This window comes from Allomuricauda sp. CAU 1633 (genome assembly GCF_017313225.1).
In the GTDB taxonomy this organism is placed as follows: Bacteria; Bacteroidota; Bacteroidia; order Flavobacteriales; family Flavobacteriaceae; genus Flagellimonas.
This window is the reverse complement of record NZ_JAFLNE010000002.1, coordinates 119,416-138,466: the sequence shown is the minus strand read 5'-3', so window position 1 is coordinate 138,466 and position 19,051 is coordinate 119,416. Positions and strand designations below refer to the sequence as shown.

26 protein-coding genes are annotated in these 19,051 nt (G+C 42.3%); 2 read left to right on the top strand and 24 right to left on the bottom strand.

The features are described from left to right. Window positions 1-53: 53 nt before the first annotated feature. Window positions 54-1,520, top strand: a complete 1,467-nt coding sequence (locus J0X14_RS05585; RefSeq protein WP_207096787.1) for a BCCT family transporter — start codon at window positions 54-56, stop codon at window positions 1,518-1,520. A gap of 207 nt (window positions 1,521-1,727) precedes the next feature. On the opposite strand, the gene ctlX is transcribed toward J0X14_RS05585, so the two are convergent. Together ctlX and J0X14_RS05575 are read right to left on the bottom strand one after the other, a co-directional pair. Continuing rightward, entirely contained in the window at window positions 1,728-2,633 is a 906-nt protein-coding gene (ctlX, locus tag J0X14_RS05580) for a citrulline utilization hydrolase CtlX (protein ID WP_207097496.1), read from the bottom strand. A gap of 67 nt (window positions 2,634-2,700) precedes the next feature. Further along, window positions 2,701-3,615, bottom strand: a complete 915-nt coding sequence (locus J0X14_RS05575) for a dimethylarginine dimethylaminohydrolase family protein (RefSeq protein ID WP_207096786.1) — start codon at window positions 3,613-3,615, stop codon at window positions 2,701-2,703. A 273-nt stretch (window positions 3,616-3,888) separates the two neighbouring features. On the opposite strand from J0X14_RS05575, the gene J0X14_RS05570 reads away from it, so the two are divergent. Further along, window positions 3,889-4,356, top strand: coding sequence for a hypothetical protein (locus J0X14_RS05570; protein WP_207096785.1), 468 nt, complete (start codon window positions 3,889-3,891; stop codon window positions 4,354-4,356). 55 nt (window positions 4,357-4,411) lie between these two features. Here the strand turns inward: J0X14_RS05570 and J0X14_RS05565 are convergent, their stop codons facing one another. The 22 genes from J0X14_RS05565 to rplN form a co-directional block, all read right to left on the bottom strand. Further along, window positions 4,412-5,695: a citrate synthase gene (locus tag J0X14_RS05565; protein ID WP_207096784.1), complete on the bottom strand. Its 1,284-nt coding sequence runs from the start codon at window positions 5,693-5,695 to the stop codon at window positions 4,412-4,414. A 126-nt stretch (window positions 5,696-5,821) separates the two neighbouring features. Next, window positions 5,822-7,360, bottom strand: coding sequence for a glycogen synthase (locus tag J0X14_RS05560; protein WP_207096783.1), 1,539 nt, complete (start codon window positions 7,358-7,360; stop codon window positions 5,822-5,824). Window positions 7,361-7,481: 121 nt separating this feature from the next. Continuing rightward, complete coding sequence (gene eno / locus J0X14_RS05555; protein WP_207096782.1) at window positions 7,482-8,774, bottom strand: phosphopyruvate hydratase; 1,293 nt, start codon at window positions 8,772-8,774, stop codon at window positions 7,482-7,484. A 119-nt stretch (window positions 8,775-8,893) separates the two neighbouring features. After that, a complete protein-coding gene (gene carA, locus J0X14_RS05550) occupies window positions 8,894-10,006 on the bottom strand; it encodes a glutamine-hydrolyzing carbamoyl-phosphate synthase small subunit (protein ID WP_207096781.1) in 1,113 nt (370 codons plus the stop codon). Window positions 10,007-10,103: 97 nt separating this feature from the next. Further along, entirely contained in the window at window positions 10,104-10,604 is a 501-nt protein-coding gene (gene rplQ / locus J0X14_RS05545; protein WP_207096780.1) for a 50S ribosomal protein L17, read from the bottom strand. A gap of 60 nt (window positions 10,605-10,664) precedes the next feature. Next, window positions 10,665-11,657 (bottom strand): DNA-directed RNA polymerase subunit alpha, encoded by a 993-nt coding sequence (locus J0X14_RS05540; RefSeq protein ID WP_067029307.1) that lies wholly within the window; start codon window positions 11,655-11,657, stop codon window positions 10,665-10,667. A gap of 20 nt (window positions 11,658-11,677) precedes the next feature. Further along, on the bottom strand, window positions 11,678-12,283 hold the full coding sequence (gene rpsD / locus J0X14_RS05535) for a 30S ribosomal protein S4 (RefSeq protein WP_036379802.1): 606 nt from the start codon (window positions 12,281-12,283) through the stop codon (window positions 11,678-11,680). A 108-nt stretch (window positions 12,284-12,391) separates the two neighbouring features. Further along, window positions 12,392-12,784 carry a 30S ribosomal protein S11 gene (rpsK, locus tag J0X14_RS05530; protein WP_207096779.1) on the bottom strand — a complete coding sequence of 131 codons (393 nt, stop codon included), beginning with the start codon at window positions 12,782-12,784 and terminating at the stop codon, window positions 12,392-12,394. A 101-nt stretch (window positions 12,785-12,885) separates the two neighbouring features. Next, window positions 12,886-13,260 (bottom strand): 30S ribosomal protein S13, encoded by a 375-nt coding sequence (rpsM, locus tag J0X14_RS05525; protein ID WP_207096778.1) that lies wholly within the window; start codon window positions 13,258-13,260, stop codon window positions 12,886-12,888. A gap of 2 nt (window positions 13,261-13,262) precedes the next feature. Further along, entirely contained in the window at window positions 13,263-13,379 is a 117-nt protein-coding gene (ykgO, locus tag J0X14_RS05520; RefSeq protein ID WP_010519235.1) for a type B 50S ribosomal protein L36, read from the bottom strand. Window positions 13,380-13,384: 5 nt separating this feature from the next. Further along, on the bottom strand, window positions 13,385-13,600 hold the full coding sequence (gene infA / locus J0X14_RS05515; protein WP_014031991.1) for a translation initiation factor IF-1: 216 nt from the start codon (window positions 13,598-13,600) through the stop codon (window positions 13,385-13,387). Window positions 13,601-13,603: 3 nt separating this feature from the next. Beyond that, on the bottom strand, window positions 13,604-14,947 hold the full coding sequence (gene secY, locus J0X14_RS05510) for a preprotein translocase subunit SecY (RefSeq protein ID WP_207096777.1): 1,344 nt from the start codon (window positions 14,945-14,947) through the stop codon (window positions 13,604-13,606). Window positions 14,948-14,962: 15 nt separating this feature from the next. Continuing rightward, window positions 14,963-15,415 carry a 50S ribosomal protein L15 gene (gene rplO / locus J0X14_RS05505; protein WP_207096776.1) on the bottom strand — a complete coding sequence of 151 codons (453 nt, stop codon included), beginning with the start codon at window positions 15,413-15,415 and terminating at the stop codon, window positions 14,963-14,965. A 14-nt stretch (window positions 15,416-15,429) separates the two neighbouring features. After that, window positions 15,430-15,609: a 50S ribosomal protein L30 gene (gene rpmD / locus J0X14_RS05500; RefSeq protein ID WP_067029297.1), complete on the bottom strand. Its 180-nt coding sequence runs from the start codon at window positions 15,607-15,609 to the stop codon at window positions 15,430-15,432. Window positions 15,610-15,652: 43 nt separating this feature from the next. Continuing rightward, the gene (gene rpsE / locus J0X14_RS05495; RefSeq protein WP_207096775.1) at window positions 15,653-16,177 is read right to left on the bottom strand and encodes a 30S ribosomal protein S5; all 525 of its coding nucleotides are present in this window, start codon (window positions 16,175-16,177) and stop codon (window positions 15,653-15,655) included. Between the two features lie 7 nt (window positions 16,178-16,184). Then, window positions 16,185-16,538 carry a 50S ribosomal protein L18 gene (gene rplR / locus J0X14_RS05490; RefSeq protein WP_207096774.1) on the bottom strand — a complete coding sequence of 118 codons (354 nt, stop codon included), beginning with the start codon at window positions 16,536-16,538 and terminating at the stop codon, window positions 16,185-16,187. Window positions 16,539-16,549: 11 nt separating this feature from the next. Next, entirely contained in the window at window positions 16,550-17,092 is a 543-nt protein-coding gene (rplF, locus tag J0X14_RS05485) for a 50S ribosomal protein L6 (RefSeq protein WP_207096773.1), read from the bottom strand. 19 nt (window positions 17,093-17,111) lie between these two features. Beyond that, window positions 17,112-17,510, bottom strand: a complete 399-nt coding sequence (rpsH, locus tag J0X14_RS05480; RefSeq protein ID WP_207096772.1) for a 30S ribosomal protein S8 — start codon at window positions 17,508-17,510, stop codon at window positions 17,112-17,114. Window positions 17,511-17,528: 18 nt separating this feature from the next. After that, window positions 17,529-17,798: a 30S ribosomal protein S14 gene (gene rpsN, locus J0X14_RS05475; protein ID WP_207096771.1), complete on the bottom strand. Its 270-nt coding sequence runs from the start codon at window positions 17,796-17,798 to the stop codon at window positions 17,529-17,531. A gap of 1 nt (window position 17,799) precedes the next feature. Continuing rightward, window positions 17,800-18,351 (bottom strand): 50S ribosomal protein L5, encoded by a 552-nt coding sequence (rplE, locus tag J0X14_RS05470; protein WP_207096770.1) that lies wholly within the window; start codon window positions 18,349-18,351, stop codon window positions 17,800-17,802. Between the two features lie 2 nt (window positions 18,352-18,353). Next, complete coding sequence (gene rplX / locus J0X14_RS05465) at window positions 18,354-18,665, bottom strand: 50S ribosomal protein L24 (RefSeq protein ID WP_242527933.1); 312 nt, start codon at window positions 18,663-18,665, stop codon at window positions 18,354-18,356. 16 nt (window positions 18,666-18,681) lie between these two features. Continuing rightward, on the bottom strand, window positions 18,682-19,050 hold the full coding sequence (gene rplN, locus J0X14_RS05460) for a 50S ribosomal protein L14 (protein WP_036379836.1): 369 nt from the start codon (window positions 19,048-19,050) through the stop codon (window positions 18,682-18,684). Window position 19,051: the final 1 nt, after the last annotated feature.

Sequence of the window (19,051 nt, the reverse complement as noted above, 5' to 3'; positions counted from 1 at the left end):
TACCTTCAAATGGTAAAACCAATTTTGACATCTATAATTTTCTCAAAAACAATATGCTATTGGCGGTCTCCACGGGGCTACTGTTACTGTTCTCCGCAGTAGTATTCCTGTTTACAGAGTGGAGCTACCAATCCATTGAGGTGCTCTCGCTCTGGGTACGGGGTCACTTTGGATATTTTTACCTGTATCTGGGCCTCGGCTGTGTGCTACTGCTCTTGGGCATTGCGGTATCGCCCTGGGGCAAGCTTAAATTGGGCCAACCCAATGAAAAACCGGAACATTCTACTTGGGCGTGGGCCAGTATGCTCTATAGCACGGGCATGGGAGCCGGTATCCTGCTCAGGGCGGTGCAGGAACCCGTTTTTATGCAGCAAAACCCACCCATTGCCACCAATACCACCCCAGAAATCTTGGCATTGGAGTTCACCTTTTACCAATGGGGCTTTACCGCTTGGGCCTTTTACGGACTGTTTGCCCTGATCATTGGCCATGCCCTCTTTGCCAAACACCAAAAAGTGCTGGTGAGCAGTTCCATTCCACAAAAATTCAAGGGTACCAAACGCGCCAATGCGGTGGACATTCTGGCCATCATCACCACTGTTTTCGGGTTGATTGCCGCCATAGGTTTGGGCACCGCCCAGATTACCGGAGGGCTTAACCATGTGTTTCAGTCCGAGTTTGGGGTAACAGTTACCCTACTACTGGCCATCCTGATTTCCGCCATTGCGTTTGTCTCGGTGTGGTTGGGGGTGGACAAGGGCATCAAACAGATTTCCAAGTTCAATATTTTGGTGACGCTGCTGTTGTTGGCCTTTGTTTTTGTCAATAGCAATATGGGAGATATCCTTATTTCCTTCGGAAAGGCTTCGTTGCAGTACCTCATCGATTTTGTTCCGATGAGCATCGCCGTGGGGCGTTACAACCCCGGTATCGAATTCCTCACCGATTGGACCTTTTACTATTGGGCTTTCTGGTTGGCTTGGGCACCTTTCACGGGTATCTTTATTGCCCGGATTTCCCGAGGTCGCACCCTAAGGCAAATGTTGTTGGGGGTATTGATCATCCCATCGCTGGGAACGTTCTTTTGGTTTTCGGTATTTGGCACTTCGACCTTTGAAATCATTGAAAGTTGGGGCAGCTACCAGAACGAATTTGACAGTGTGTTTTCCTCCATTTTTCTCTTTTTTGGGGAATATCCGCTTTCGGGGCTGCTGAATGGCATCACCATTTTATTATTGGTGAGTTTTTTGGTTACTTCAGTGGATTCTGCGGTCTTTGTGTTGAGCATGTTTACGGACAAGGGCAATCCCAATCCCCAGAAAAAGCACCGACTTATCTGGTCCATCTTTATTTTATTGGCCACCTTGGCGCTTATTCTCCTTGGCAATGCCAAACCGGATATTGATGTGCTTACCGCTGTTCAGAAATTGCTCATCATCACCTCCCTGCCCTTTGCCTTTTTTATGGTGTTTATGGCTGCGGTTTTTTTGAGTGGGTTCAGAGGCAATAAACACCCCTGAAGTCCCCTCAAGGGGACAATGTATTTCGTCATGCCGAACTAGATTCGGCATCCCATCATAAGAGATGTGGCCCTGAAATAAGCCCGCTCGTCCAATTAGGCGGGTTTAGGGTGATGGTGGTATTCGTGCAAATTGGTGGAATTCCTGCCTGCGGCAGGCAGGCGTGTCCACATGAAAAAACACCCCTAAGGTCCCCTCAAGGGGACATTACTTCTTTGGCAAAAACACTTCCGCCATCATGCAACGGGCGCTACCACCCCCTGAAGATTCAATGGTATCCAATGGACTATGAATGATACGACAATGTTTTTCAATGGCCTTGATTTGGTCATCCCGAAGGCTATTGTAGGCTTGGGTGCTCATCACCATAAAACGTTGTTCATTGGCCCCGATCACTTGGAGCATGTTCCCTGCAAAGTGGTACAGTTGTTCCTCGGTGATTTCAATAATCTCCCGACCATCCATTTTAATATGTTCCACAACACTCTTGCGCTCCTTTTTATCGTCGATGGACTTTAAACAAATGACCACAAAAGTCTCAGCCATCGCCATCATTACATTGGTATGGTAAATGGGCAAACGCTCCCCATCCACCGATTGGTAGGCCGTAAAAATGACGGGGAAACAGTCAAAATCCTCACAAAATTCAATAAACAGTTCTTCATGGGCCCGTTCGGAGAGCGCACAGTATGCTTTTTGGTTGGCTCTATCTTTTAGGATACTTCCTGTGCCTTCCAAAAACACGCCTTCCTCTTCAGCGGAAGTGTAATCCATAATATTATTGATGGCAAAACCTTCGTTTTCCAAGGTCTCAAAAATATCCTCTCGGCGTTCTTTTCTTCGGTTTTCAGCAAACATGGGATAGACACAAATAGTACCGCTCTCATGGAAGGAGACCCAATTGTTCGGGAAAATGGAATCTGGTGTATCACGTTCCTTGGTATCCTCAACCACGATAACATTTACCCCGTTCTCCCGAAGTACTTTTACAAAGGCATCGAACTCTTCTTGGGCCTTTCGGTTGATCTCCGCATTTTTCAAATGCAAGTCTTCCTGAAAATAATTATTGACCGCAGTCTGCTCATTCATCCGGAAATTTACCGGACGAATCATTAGAATGGTGTTGGTAATCTGTGCTCTCAAATTGTTTGTATGTTTAGTTGTTGTAAGTGCGTAATTGTTATGCCCTGATGAGGGGCATGGTACTGCACCGAAGCAGCCCCTCTTGTTTGGCAATTTCGGCATACGGAATCTCTTCTACCGTAAAACCTTGATCTCGAAGCCAGTTGTTCAGCCGGATGAAGTTCTTTTCTGAAACGACCACTTCCGGTGAAATGGAAAATACGTTACTGAACATTTGGTACATTTCGTCTTTGGTAATTTCAAAAACATTGTCCTTCCCGAAGTAATCCACCAACCACTGATACTCCTCTTCCACCAAGAAACCATTTTTGTGCAAAATGGCCTTGTCCTTTCCCACCGGTTGAAAACAGCAGTCCAAGTGGAGGGCATTTTCTTTAGCGTCGGTGTTTGATTTTCGCAGTTCAAATGATTTTACCGTTTTATGCGGAAACATCTTTCGGATATACTCCACCGCTTCTTTGTTGGTACGAGCTGTGATAAAATCGGGATAATCCGAACCCGTGTAAGTGCCTATAAAAATGTAATCGTTCCAAGGCATGACATCACCACCTTCAATGTGTACTTCTTCGGGTGGGCGAATGATGTTATTGGGGTCGATTTCATCCAACACTTCATGAATGGCCACAAACTCGCGTTCGCGATCGGGAAGAATGTTGGCATGAAATAGCTTGTCTTCAATAACAAAAGCAATATCCCGTGAAAAAATCTGATTACAATTCTCAAGGACCTCCGGGCGGTATACTTTTACCCCATACTTTTGAAATACTTGTGCAAAGGCATTCATTTCCTTTACCATATCCGCTTCTGTTGGATAGGTGCCTGCCAGAATGTGCTCCAAAGATTTTGGGTCATAGGCCTCTTCCGGGCTTGGAATTGGGCCACAACTGTGTGCTGTCCCCAAAATCACTGCCTTTAACGGGCTTGTTTCGTCTACAATGTTCAACTGCATCATACGATAATCATTGAAACGTGTTAATTCAATTAGGGGTTTCCCCTAAAAATTTTAAGGCAAATCTAGTGTTTTGGCCCCTATTATCCTCCTACAAATTGGCAAAATAACCTTTTTTATTTATGTGATTTTCCCAGTATAAAAACGAGAAATATTCAAAATTTAACTCCCTGAACGTTAATGCTTTAAAATTCACTATTTGATGTGAATTTTTATGCAATAAATGTTGCTTATACATTTTTAATTACTACATTTGTATTAAGATTTTTCCTACAAATGAAGAAATTGATTGTTTCGTCGGTATTGGTCTTGGCAGCTTTTGCACTGTGGGGACCAATGAATGCATTTCAAAAAAGAAAGGTTACGCATGCCTATTCCTCCATAGACCAACATACGGATTCTTTGTATTCTGTAAAGTATCAAGATTGCATTACTCTGCAAGACTTTCCCGAAGGAGCTTTAGGCCAAGACAATTTAGTAATAGATAATGAATGGGATTTGATGAAAGTAAACACTTTTATCAATAGGTATGGTCAGTCACTCGATTCTACCATAAAAAACTTGAATGCCATTGATGCTCACAACTTTCTCCATCATGAGTTTGAACGATCAAAAAACATCCTTTCAAAAAACAATGATCTTTCGTGGATACGTGCCCATTACCACCGTGAGATCATGCGTATATGCTATGACCATGACAAGTCTTTGAATTTTGGCTCTGGAACTAATCTTCAAAGCCTATAAACAAGAAAAGGGCAATTTTGCAATTGCCCTAGTTTTTTGACTGTCCCCCCAAATCTTATCTTTTTTCCAATGGAACGAAGGACCTTAGGTTTTCCCCGATATACACTTGTCGGGGTCTTCCTATGGGTTCTTTTCGCAATCGCATTTCCCGCCATTGGGCAATCCATCCAGGCAGTCTTCCCAAAGCGAACATTACGGTAAACATTTCTGTTGGGATTCCCAACGCCCTATAGATGATTCCAGAATAGAAATCCACATTGGGATACAATTTTCTATCTACAAAGTATTTGTCCTCCAAAGCTTCTTTTTCCAACCCTTTGGCAATGTCCAAAATGGGGTCATCAATTCCAAGGTTGCCCAACACATCATCGGCCGACTTTTTAATGATTTTGGCCCTAGGATCAAAATTTTTGTAGACACGGTGCCCAAAGCCCATTAATCTAAATGGGTCGTCCTTATCCTTGGCTTTGGCCATATATTTCTTGGTATCGCCACCATCTGCTTCAATGGCCTCCAGCATTTCCAATACCGCTTGGTTAGCACCGCCGTGTAGCGGCCCCCAAAGTGCAGAGATTCCCGCTGACAAAGAAGCGAACAGCCCTGCATGTGAAGATCCTACAATACGCACTGTTGATGTGGAACAGTTCTGCTCATGGTCCGCGTGCAGAATCAATAATTTATCCAGGGCCTCAATGGCAATAGGGTCTTTTTTGTACTCTTGGTTGGGCTTTTTGAACATCATCTTGTGAATGTTCTCAACATAGCCCAAGCTATCATCACCATAATCCAGCGGAAGTCCCTTTTTCTTTCTTTGGGTCCATGCCACCAACACCGGGAATTTGGCCAAAATGCGCACGATGGAGGCGTACATGGCTTTTTCAGAAGAAACATCAACGGAAATAGGATTAAAAGCCACCAAAGCACTCGTTAATGAGGAAAGTACTCCCATAGGGTGGGCCGCTTTTGGAAAAGCGTCCAAAATCTTTTTCATTTCCTCATCTACATGGGATTCCTCCTTAATATCATTATGGAACTTTTCCAATTGTTCTTTATTGGGCAATTCCCCAAAAATCAGGAGATAGGCCACTTCTAAAAAATCGGCTTTTTCCGCTAAATCTTCAATGGAGTATCCTCTATACCTCAGAATTCCTTTTTCCCCATCCAGAAACGTAATAGCACTTTCACAAGAACCCGTGTTTTTGTACCCGGGATCTATCGTCACCATTCCAGTTGCGGCCCTTAATGTTTTTATATCAATTGCCAATTCATCTTCAGTACCTTGGATTACGGGGAATTCATACTGTTTTCCACCATATTCGAGTATAGCTTTATCCGACATTTTATGTTTTAATAGATTAGTAAAAATAGAATGCGGAAATTACGAAAAAGCGCAGCCATTAACAATTTCCAGCTCCTATTTGTGCGGTTATTAACAATAAAATATCAATGGTGGAGAAAAAAGTCATCAGGCCATATTATACAATAGCTTGTAGTAGTCGTCCACGGACTTTTTCCAGGTAAAACGCTTTCTTTTGGCGGTCGCTTGTATTTTTTTCCAAGTTGGCTTGTCATTTTGAAAAACATCCAAGGCTACATCCAACACTTCCAGCATGTTTTTTATTTTTTCATCGTAGCTGTCACCATCAAAACTAAAGCCAGTTTTCATATGTTCCACCGTATCTTTTAATCCCCCTGTATGGTGGACCAAACAGGGATTCCCATTGCGCATGGCCAACATTTGACTTATGCCACAGGGCTCAAAAAGACTGGGCATAAAGTATAGGTCAGATTCCAAATAAATTGAGTCGATGAGTTTTTCTGATTGTCCATTGGTGAAAATAAAATTTTTGTGCTGGTAACTGAGTTTTCGGAAGAGTTCCTCATACTCTGGCGCACCTGTCCCCAGCAACATAAAAATGCCATCCACCTTTTCCAATCGCTTCAGGATTTCAACAAACGCTTCCGGGGAACGCATGAAGAAATAGAATTTTTGTTCGGTAAGTCGAGCTACACTAGACGCAATGAACTTGGGTCGGTTGCCGACATATTCCATGATTTTTTCGCCGGTATGGGCCAAGAAATCGGCTTTGTACTTTTTATCTTCCTGTTGTAGCCATCCAAAAAGTGCTTTTACCGTATTTCGATAAATATGTCCCTTTGCTTCGGAGTTAATGTTCTTGTAGTTGCAACCGTTTAAAATACCGAACAACCGTCCCTCCTCATCGGCTTTTTGAAGATCTTTTTCCAAACCTTCACCTCCAATGAACTCTGGTGGCGAACTGGGCAACAATACATCTTCTTTATAGGAAGGGGATACCGTGTGAACGGCATCCGCAAAACGGATTCCCACCGCCATAAGATTGATGCAATCCTGATAGCGGTAATCCATCAACTTTTGATAATCCAAGGGTACATTGGGGAACCAGTTTTTCACGGAAGAATAGTTTCCGTCAAAAGGTCGTATCCCCTGAATGGCCAAATTATGGATACTGTATACAAACCGTATGTCTTGAAGATTTGCATAGTCTGGATGGTATTCCCTCAAAAATAACAGCAAACTGGAATGCCAATCGTGCAAATGAATTACATCCAACTCCCCGAACGCACCTTGCTTTACAGCTTCCGCCACCGCAGTACAAAAAATGAAATATTTGATAGCATCCGTATAGAAAGGCTCTTCAGGGTCATTATGATAGATATGGGCAATGTCCCCTGCCTCAATCTCTGGATGATGGAGTACATAATGCACAATATTGGGAAATTCTTTCTTGGGTTTTACCTCATATAATTCTGCCGAATATCGCAATCCCCGCAAATAGAAATTCAGGTTGGTCTTGAACAATCCATCTTTGTGAAGTCTGGAGTATGAAGGTACAATGACATGCACTTTATCTCCACGTTCTGAAATTTGCCTGGGCACATCTCGTACCACATCGCCCATTCCACCTGCTTTACAGTTGGCCAAGGCATCATTTTCCGCTGCAACAAAAAGAAAATTATTCATATAGTTAAGTGAGTTAGCACTACTGATTCGATGCTATAATTTAGCTAAAGTTTAGTATTGAAACAAAAAAAAGCCTTTCCCATTTGAGAAAGGCTTTTATTATGCTAAATAATCTTTATCCTTATTTTATCTTAAAGGCTTTTTCTTGAGGATAATAGGCAATACTTCCCAATTCTTCCTCAATACGCAATAACTGGTTGTATTTTGCCATACGGTCACTTCGTGAAGCAGAACCAGTCTTAATCTGACCTGTGTTCAAGGCCACGGCCAAATCGGCGATGGTATTGTCCTCAGTTTCTCCAGAACGGTGAGACATTACAGACGTATACCCTGCATTTTTGGCCATATTTACTGCAGCAATAGTTTCACTCAAGGTTCCAATTTGGTTAACCTTGATCAAAATGGAGTTAGCGATGCCGTTTTCAATACCTCTGGACAGACGTTCTACATTGGTTACAAATAAATCGTCACCCACTAATTGTACTTTATCCCCGATCTTATCAGTAAGGAGTTTCCAACCATCCCAATCGTTTTCATCCATTCCATCCTCAATGGAGATGATAGGGTATTTTTCGCAAAGATCCGCCAAATATTGAGCTTGCTCCTCAGAAGTTCGTACCATTCCTTTATCACCTTCAAACTTGGTATAGTCGTATTTACCATCCACATAGAATTCAGCAGAGGCACAATCCAAGGCAATCATTACATCATCACCCAATTTGTAACCTGCTTTTGCTACTGCTTTTCCAATGGTATCCAAAGCATCTTCGGTACCACCTTCCAAGGTTGGGGCAAAACCACCTTCGTCACCTACAGCAGTGCTCAAACCACGGTCGTGCAATACTTTTTTAAGGTTGTGGAAGATTTCAGTACCCATTTGCATAGAGTGACTAAAATCCTTGGCCTTAACGGGCATGATCATAAACTCTTGGAACGCAATGGGAGCATCCGAGTGGGACCCACCATTGATAATGTTCATCATAGGGACCGGAAGTGTGTTGGCACTTACCCCGCCCACATAACGATACAATGGCATCCCCAATTCATTGGCAGCTGCTTTGGCCACAGCCAAAGAAACGCCCAAAATGGCATTAGCGCCTAATTTAGATTTGTTCGGTGTGCCATCCAGCTCAATCATGGTCTGGTCGATGGCATTTTGATCAAAAACTGAAGTACCTACCAACTCTTCAGCAATAACAGTGTTGACATTGTTCACAGCTTTTCCAATGCCTTTTCCCATAAAGGAATCTCCTCCATCGCGTAATTCAACAGCCTCATGTTCTCCTGTTGAGGCTCCGGAAGGTACGGCCGCCCTTCCCAAAATTCCGTTTTCGGTAACTACATCTACCTCTACGGTAGGGTTACCTCTTGAATCTAATATCTGTCTTGCATGAATATTGATAATAATGCTCATTGTATTCAAAGTTTATGATTGTAATTTAATTCGACTAAGATACGAAAAGGAGACCCTTTTAACAGTATGAAACTGCCCATATTATGGGCTTGATAACCTAAAAATAAAACTATAACGTTTTAGTTCTTTCCTGTTTTAATTGCATCAAAAAATTGGTCGAACAGATAGTCGGCATCGTGGGGTCCAGGACTCGCTTCTGGGTGATATTGCACTGAAAACACATCCTTGTCCTTCATTTTGATTCCTGCCACAGTATGGTCATTCAAGTGGGTATGTGTAATCTCCAATTCTGGATGAGCCTCAGTCTCTTCCCTGTTGATGGCAAACCCATGGTTTTGGGAGGTAATCTCTCCTTTTCCTGTCACCAAGTTTAAAATAGGGTGATTGATACCTCGGTGTCCATTGTGCATCTTATAGGTGGATACGCCATTGGCCAAGGCCAATACTTGGTGTCCCAAACAGATTCCGAACAAGGGTTTATCTGAAGTAATCATTTTCTTGGCCGCAGTGATGGCATCCGTCAATGGTTCTGGGTCTCCAGGTCCGTTGGAAATAAAGTACCCATCCGGATTCCATTTTTCCATTTCCTCAAACGAGGTATTGTATGGAAATACCTTGATATAGGCACCTCTTTTGGCCAAGTTTCTTAAAATGTTCTTTTTAATCCCAATATCCAAAGCGGAAATCTTGTAAGTAGAATTTTCATCGCCGTAGTAGTAAGGCTCCTTGGTGGATACTTTAGATGAAAGTTCCAATCCTTCCATACTGGGAACTTGCTTTAATTCTTCCTTCAGTGCATCAATCTCATCGACCCTTGTGGAAATCAAGGCGTTCATGGCCCCATTATCACGAATGTAACTTACCAAAGCGCGGGTATCCACATCAGAGATGGCAAACAGATTATTGTTGTTCAAAAACTCCAACAAGCTCATGCTGGCATCGGGTCTGGAATATTCGTAGCTAAAATTTTTACAGATAAGCCCAGCTATTTTTACGGAATCGGATTCAATTTCGTCCAAGTGGGCTCCATAGTTCCCAATATGGGCATTGGTGGTTACCATCAATTGTCCGAAATAGGATGGGTCAGTAAAGATTTCCTGATACCCAGTCATACCGGTATTAAAACATACTTCTCCAACGGCTGTACCTTCCTTTCCTCCTACAGCTTTCCCGTAGAAAATGGTCCCGTCCGCCAACAATAACAGTGCTTTTTTCTTTTCGTGATACTTCATGAAGTGTTCCAATTTTTCAGTTTACAAAAAAACATAAAAAAAGGATAAGTTCTCACTTATCCTTTTTCCACTAATACAATAGTTAATAACATTGTTCTTATTCTTCAGAATCGTCAGTTTTGGTTTCAGCGACCGGTGCCACAGGCTCCGTTTTCTTGCTTCCTCCTCTTCTACTTCTTCTGGTTGATTTCTTGGCAGGTTTACCAGCGTTGTATACCTCATTGAAATCCACTAGTTCTATCATGGCCATGTCAGCGTTATCTCCCAATCGGTTACCCAACTTAATGATTCGGGTATAACCTCCTGGTCTGTCCGCTACTTTTTCAGCAACAGTGCTAAAAAGTTCAGTGATGGCTTCCTTGCTTCTTAAGTTACTGAAAACAACCCTTCTGTTGTGCGTACCTTTTTCGGTAGTTTGGTTGTTTTCAATCTTGGCTTTAGTGATCAAAGGCTCAACAAACTGTTTCAAAGCTTTCGCCTTGGCCACAGTGGTATTGATTCGCTTATGCTCAATAAGGGAGCAAGCCATGTTGGCCAACATCGCCTTTCTGTGGGCGGATGTTCTTCCTAAGTGATTGAATTTCTTTCCGTGTCTCATCTTTCTAGTTTATCATCTTGCTACCAGACCCAGTTTTACTTGGGGAGCAAAATATGATTATTAATCTTTATCTAATTTGTATTTGGAAAGGTCCATACCAAATTGTAGGCCTTTGTTGATGACCAACTCTTCCAACTCGGTCAATGATTTTTTACCGAAGTTCCTGAACTTCATCAAATCATTTTTATTGAAGGAAACCAAATCTCCCAATGTATCCACTTCGGCAGCTTTAAGACAATTCAATGCCCTTACGGACAAGTCCATGTCTACCAATTTGGTCTTCAACAACTGACGCATATGCAAGGATTCCTCATCGTAGGTCTCAGTTTGAGCAATTTCATCGGCCTCAAGGGTGATGCGCTCATCGGAGAACAACATAAAGTGGTGAATCAATACTTTGGCTGCTTCGGTCAAAGCGTCCTTAGGATGAATGGAACCATCGGTAAGGATTTCAAAAACCAATTTTTCGTAATCGGTCTTTTGCTCTACCCTGAAGTTTTCAATGCTGTATTTTACGTTCTTTACTGGAGTGTAAACAGAGTCAACCGCAATGCTTCCCAAAGGTGCATTGGATTTTTTGTTTTCCTCAGCAGGAACATAACCACGTCCTTTTTCTATAATAATCTCAAGGTTGATGCTCACTTTGGGATCCATGTTACAGATCACCAAATCTGGGTTGAGCACTTGGTACCCTGAAATAAATTTTTGGAAATCTCCAGCGGTCAACTGTTCCTTTCCGCTAACAGAAATGGAAACGGTCTCGCTCTCAACATCATCAATCTGTCTTTTAAAACGAACCTGTTTTAGGTTCAAAATGATCTCAGTTACGTCTTCAACAACGCCTGGGATAACAGAAAACTCATGTTCAACTCCATCTATGCGCACAGAAGTGATGGCAAAACCTTCCAAGGAGGAAAGTAATACCCTTCTCAGCGCATTCCCAACTGTTAATCCATAGCCAGGTTCCAAAGGGCGGAATTCAAATTTCCCTTCGAAATCTGTTGAATCTATCATTATAACTTTATCGGGCTTCTGAAAATTAAGTAATGCCATAATTGGATTAATGTTGAATTTTATTTAGAGTACAATTCGACGATCAACTGTTCCTTGATATTTTCAGGGATTTGAATTCTTTCAGGAACAGATACATAGGTACCTTCTTTCTTTTCGGAATTCCAAGTGATCCATTCGTATACGCTGCTGTTTGCAGACAAAGAATCCTCAATGGATTGTACGGACTTTGATTTTTCACGAACACCAACAACGTCTCCAGCTTTAAGGGTGTACGATGGAATGTTCACGACATTTCCATTCACGGTAATGTGACGGTGCGAAACCAACTGGCGTGCTCCTCTTCTTGAAGGGGAGATACCCATTCGGTAAACCACGTTATCCAAACGGGATTCACACAATTGAAGCAAAATTTCACCGGTAACACCTTCTTTTCTTTTGGCTTCGGCGAAAAGGTTACGGAATTGCTTCTCCAAAATACCGTAGGTATATTTGGCTTTTTGCTTTTCCATCAACTGGATTGCGTATTCTGATTTTTTACCACGGCGTCTGTTGTTACCGTGCTGTCCTGGAGGGTAATTTTTCTTTTCAAAGGATTTGTCATCCCCGAAAATCGCTTCTCCAAACTTTCTAGCGATTTTTGTTTTTGGTCCTGTGTATCTTGCCATCTTCTATTAATTTGAAAGTGCGATTATGAATTAAGGCTTATCCTTCGATAATCTAAACTGCACCTTCGTGGTGAAGACCCTTTTGGGGCCATTAAAAACTATACTTGATTAAACTCTTCTTCTTTTGGGTGGTCTACAACCGTTGTGTGGTAGTGGGGTAACATCAATGATCTCAGTAACCTCAATCCCGGCATTGTGAATGGAACGGATGGCAGATTCTCTACCGTTACCTGGTCCTTTCACGTAAACCTTTACTTTTCTCAATCCTGCTTCGTGAGCAACTTTTGCGCAATCCTCAGCGGCTACTTGAGCTGCATAGGGGGTGTTCTTTTTAGAACCACGGAATCCCATTTTTCCTGCGGAGGACCAAGAGATTACATCGCCTTTTTTGTTGGTAAGGGATATAATGATGTTGTTGAAAGATGCAACAACGTGTGCCTCGCCGGTAGATTCAACGATTACCTTGCGTTTTTTAGTTGTTTTGGTACTTGCCTTTGCCATATTTCTTAGTTTCTAGTGTTAGCTCTTAGTTATTGGAATCCTAGACTTTTACATTTCAAACAGATTCTTCTAACGTCTAAAGACTAATGACTATGTGTTTATTATTTCGTTGCTTTTTTCTTGTTGGCAACTGTTTTTCTTTTTCCTTTTCTGGTCCTAGAGTTGTTCTTGGTACGCTGACCTCTCAATGGCAACCCGGCTCTGTGGCGAATGCCTCGGTAGCAACCAATATCCATTAAACGTTTGATGTTCAATTGGGTCTCAGAACGAAGCTCACCTTCAATGGTATACTCAGAAACAGCTTCCCTGATACGTCCAATTTCATCATCGTTCCAATCAGAAACCTTGGTATCTTCACTTACTTGGGCCTTAGCCAAAATTTCTTGCGCTCTACTTTTGCCTATTCCGAAGATATAGGTAAGCGAAATAACACCACGCTTTTGTTTAGGTATGTCTACCCCTGCAATTCTTGCCATAATTACCCTTGTCTTTGTTTAAATCTAGGATTCTTTTTGTTGATAACGTACAATCTGCCTTTTCTGCGAACAATCTTGCAGTCGGCACTTCTCTTCTTTATTGATGCTCTTACTTTCATTGTAACTAGTATCTATACGTAATTCTTGCTTTTGTTAAATCGTATGGACTCATTTCCAACTTTACTTTATCCCCGGGAAGCAACTTAATGTAGTGCATTCTCATTTTCCCGGATATATGTGCTGTTACCACGTGTCCATTCTCCAGTTCTACCCTGAACATTGCATTAGACAATGCTTCAATAATAGTCCCATCTTGTTCTATTGCTGGTTGCTTTGCCATGTATTATGCTACTTTTCTGTTTTTTCCAGTCTTCATCAAGCCATCATAATGCCTGTTCAACAAATATGAATTTACTTGCTGAACTGTATCAATAGCCACACCTACCATAATCAACAGAGATGTTCCTCCATAAAATAACGCCCATCCGGCCTGTACATCCATCAACTTTACCACAACGGCCGGCAAAACGGCCAACAAAGCTAAGAATACCGATCCAGGTAAAGTTATCAATGACATGATTTTATCCAAATAATCACCAGTTTCCTTTCCAGGACGAATACCAGGAATAAACCCTCCACTTCGCTTTAAATCATCGGCCATTTTGTTAGTAGGCACGGTGATCGCGGTATAGAAATAGGTGAAAATAATAATCAATACAGCAAATAGGATGTTGTAGGCCAATCCAAAAATATCAGCAAACTGTACTTCCATCCATTGTCCTGCGGCTGTATTGTTAAAGGTTCTACCCAACAAGCTTGGGGCAAACATGATTGCCTGGGCAAAAATGATGGGCATAACTCCAGATGCATTCAATTTTAGCGGAATGTACTGGCGAGCTCCCATGATGTTCTTTTCGTAACCACCAGAAGCTGTTCTTCTGGCATATTGTACTGGAATCTGACGTACAGCCATTACCAAAAGTACACTGGCCAAAATGACCAAGAACCAAACAATGACCTCAATCAACATGAACATAATACCTCCGGTATTGTTAGTGGTCCTTGAAACGAATTCCTGAACAAAGGATTGCGGCATGGTGGCAATGATACCGACCATAATCAATAATGATATACCGTTTCCGATTCCTTTATCAGTAATTTTTTCACCCAACCACATGGCAAACACACATCCGGTCACCAATATAATAACCGATGGAACGATAAAATCCAAGCCTTTACCCAAAACAAACGCACTGTCTGGAACACCAAGTGCACCCAAACCGTACAAATAGGCGGGGGCTTGAACAATACAGATACCAATGGTCAACCATCTTGTAATCTGGTTGATGGTCTTTCTGCCACTTTCTCCTTCTTTTTGCAGTTTTTGAAGATATGGAATGGCTATTCCCATCAACTGAACCACAATGGAGGCGGAGATATAGGGCATAATTCCCAACGCAAATACAGATGCATTGGCAAAAGCGCCTCCTGTGAAAGCATTAAGAATTCCCAAAATACCCGAATCGGTCTGTGATGCCAACTGGGACAATTGGGTAGTATCTATACCTGGAAGTACAATGCGGGTACCAAAACGATATACCAAAAGCAACCCGAGGGTCAAGATGATACGTTGTCTCAGTTCATCGATTTTCCAGATATTTGATATGGTCTCTATAAATTTCTTCATGCTATAATATATTCCTTATAAACTTATTGCCTCACCTCCAGCTTTCTCAATGGCAGCTTTAGCGGAAGCAGTAAATTTATGTACAGACACTTTTAGGCTGGCTTTCAATTCGCCATCGCCCAAAATCTTTACCAAATCGTTTTTGTGGGCCAAACCGTTCTCAACAAGGATGTCCAAAGTAACTTCTTTCTTTATCACACCATTGTCTACCAACTCTTGCAATTTGCCCAAGTTGATCCCTTTGTATTCCTTACGGTTGATGTTTGTGAAACCAAACTTGGGAACACGTCTTTGCAAAGGCATCTGACCTCCTTCAAAACCAATCTTTTTGGAATATCCAGATCTAGACTTGGCTCCTTTGTGTCCACGGGTGGCAGTGCCTCCTTTTCCAGAGCCTTCTCCTCTACCTACACGTTTTCCTTCTTTGTGCACAGCGCCTTTCGCTGGTTTAAGATTATGTAAATCCATGTGCCGTTATATTTTTAAGCTTCCTCTGTGGAAACCAAGTGTTTTACCTTATTTACCATTCCAAGGATATTGGGAGTTGCATCATGCTCAACAACCTGTCCAATCTTGCGCAATCCAAGTGCCTCCAAAGTTCTTTTTTGGTTCTGTGGCTTTTTGATGGCGCTTTTAACCTGTGTTACTTTAATCTTTGACATTGTATCAGTTTTCAGTGTTCAGTTATGAACTGTCGACTTTTTATTATCCTTTAAAGACTTTTTCCAAAGAAATGCCTCTTTGCTGGGCTACGGTTTCTGCACTTCTCAATTGCAAAAGGGCATCAAAAGTAGCTTTTACCACGTTGTGAGGGTTAGAAGAACCTTGGGACTTCGACAATACGTCGTGTACTCCAACCGCTTCCAATACCGCTCTTACAGCACCACCGGCAATTACCCCGGTACCGTGGGATGCAGGCTTAATATAAACCCTAGCACCTCCGTACTTCCCTTTTTGCTCGTGGGGAAGGGTAGCTTTGGTCAAAGGAATACGAACCAAGTTCTTTTTGGCATCCTCGATAGCTTTAGCGATTGCAGTAGCTACTTCCTTGGATTTACCCAAACCATGTCCAACAACACCATTTTCATCACCAACAACAACTATGGCTGAAAAACCAAAGGCTCTACCACCTTTTGTTACCTTGGTAACCCGTTGCACTCCAACCAAACGGTCTTTCAACTCCAGTCCTCCTGGCTTAACTATCTCTACGTTTTTGTATTTCTGGTACATAGTCTTATTAGAATTTTAGTCCTGCTTCCCTAGCTCCTTCAGCCAATGATTTTACTCTTCCGTGATAAAGGTTTCCACCTCTGTCAAAAGCCACGGCTTCCACACCAAGCTTAAGGGCCTTTTCTGCTATGGCCTTGCCTACTGCAGTGGCGACTTCAGACTTGCTTCCTTTAGCGTCGACATCCTTATCTCGCGATGATGCGGAAGCCAAAGTAACACCCTTAACGTCGTCAATCAACTGGGCATAAATTTCTTTATTGCTTCTGAAAACAGACAATCTTGGTCTTGCTTCAGTTCCGGAGGATACTTTGCGTATTCTTCTTCGGATGCGTAATTTTCGTTCAGTCTTAGATAATCCCATAGTCTTAATTATTAAGCTGATTTACCTGCTTTTCTTCTTAGTTGCTCACCAACAAACTTGATACCTTTTCCTTTGTAAGGCTCTGGCTTACGGAAACCTCTGATCTTGGCGGCCACTTGACCAACCAATTGCTTGTCGTGAGATGTTAATTTTACAATAGGGTTTTTCCCTTTTTCTGAAATAGTCTCAATTTTCACCTCTGGCGCAATGTCCATGACGATGTTGTGAGAAAATCCAAGGGCCAAATCCAACTTCTGTCCTTGGTTACTGGCTCTATATCCAACCCCTACCAACTCCAATTCCTTGGTCCATCCTTGAGATACACCTTTTACCATGTTGGCAAAAAGGGCACGGTACAAACCGTGTTTTGCTTTGTGTTCTTTGGAGTCAGAAGGTCTTTCAACCAAAACCTTTCCTTCTTCAACCTTTACATCAACTCCTGAGAAATCTTGGGAAAGTTCTCCCAATTTACCTTTTACGGTAACCAAGGCATCATTAACCTCTACGGTTACTCCTTCAGGGATTGCGATTGGATTGTTACCTATTCTTGACATTTTTCTTCTCTTTTCTCAATTAATATACGTAGCACAATACTTCACCACCTACATTCTCTTGCTGGGCTTGTTTGCTGGTCATCACTCCGTGGGAAGTGGACACAATGGCAATACCCAAACCGTTCAAGACCCTTGGCAAGTCTCCGGAACCGGAATACTTACGAAGACCGGGCTTACTTACCCGCTGCAATTTTTTAATGATAGGTTCTTTGGTGGCCTTATCGTACTTAAGGGCTATTTTAATGTTCCCTTGCACTTTATCCTCCTCGAACTTATAACTCAAAATATAGCCTTGATCGAACAATATTTTGGTAATCTGTCTCTTAAGGTTTGAACCAGGGATATCTACTACCCTATGGCCTGCCTTGCTGGCATTCCTGATTCTGGTCAAATAATCTGAAATTGGATCTGTAAGCATTTCTTTTCTATATCTAAATTACCAACTTGCCTTTTTAACTCCTGGAATCAAGCCTTTGTTGGCCATTTCCCTGAACATCACCCTAGAGACACCGAAGGTTCTCATGTACCCTCTTGGTCTTCCGGTCAATTTGCAACGGTTTCGCATACGCACTGGAGACGCATTCTTAGGAAGCTTTTGCAAAGCCTCATAATCTCCGGCCTCTTTTAAAGCTTTTCTCTTCTCGGCGTATTTCTCAACCATTTTCGCCCTTTTTCTCTCACGGGCTTTCATTGATTCCTTGGCCATACTAGTTCTTTTTAAAGGGTACTCCCAATTCGGTTAACAATGATTTTGCTTCTTTATCAGTTTCAGCGGAAGTCACAAATGTGATGTCCATTCCGTTGATTCTGTTGATTCTGTCAATATTGATCTCTGGAAAGATGATCTGTTCTTGAACTCCCAAGTTGTAGTTTCCTCTACCATCAAATCCGGTAGCACGAACTCCTTGGAAATCACGTACCCTTGGAAGGGCACTGGTGATCAATCTGTCCAAAAACTCATACATGCGCTCTCCTCTCAAGGTTACTTTGGCACCAATGGGCATCCCTTTTCTCAATTTAAAGGTTGCAACGTCCTTCTTGGAAAGGGTGGCCACTGCTTTTTGACCTGTAATGTTGGTCAATTCGTCCACAGCATGATCAATAAGCTTCTTGTCAGATACTGCAGCTCCAACTCCACGGCTCACTACGATCTTCTGCAACTTTGGAACCTGCATTACGTTTTTATAACCGAACTCATCGGTAAGCGCCTTTATCACGCGCTCTTTATATTCTTGCTTTAATCTTGGAATGTAGCTCATGACTATAGTACTTCATTGGATTTTTTGGAAACCCTAACTTTCTTTCCATCGCGTACTTCGTAACCAACACGTGTGGCGTCACCAGATTTTGGATCGATCAACGATAGGTTAGAAATATGGATAGGCGCTTCCTTCTTTGTTATGCCTCCTTGAGGATTTTGGGCACTTGGCTTTTCGTGTTTGGACACCTCATTGACACCTTCCACGATGGCCTTGTTCTTTTCACGGTCTACGCGAAGTACTTTACCTTCGCTGCCTTTGTGGTCTCCCGCAATGACTCTTACCGTATCCCCTGTTTTTATTTTCAACTTCATCTCTCTGATATGTCTTTTACAGCACTTCAGGTGCCAATGAAACAATCTTCATGAACTGTCTGTCCCTAAGCTCTCTGGCAACCGGTCCAAAAACACGGGTTCCCCTCATTTCGCCGGTTGGGTTCAACAATACACAGGCATTGTCATCAAAACGGATGTAAGAACCATCTGGTCTTCTTACTTCCTTCTTGGTACGAACAACCACTGCTGTTGATACAGAACCTTTTTTTACAGTACCGTTTGGAGTAGCTTCTTTTACGGTAACCACAATTTTGTCACCCAAGGAAGCATATCTTCTTTTTGTTCCTCCCAATACGCGGATGGTCAAAACTTCTTTTGCACCAGTATTGTCCGCAACCTTTAATCTTGATTCTTGCTGTACCATA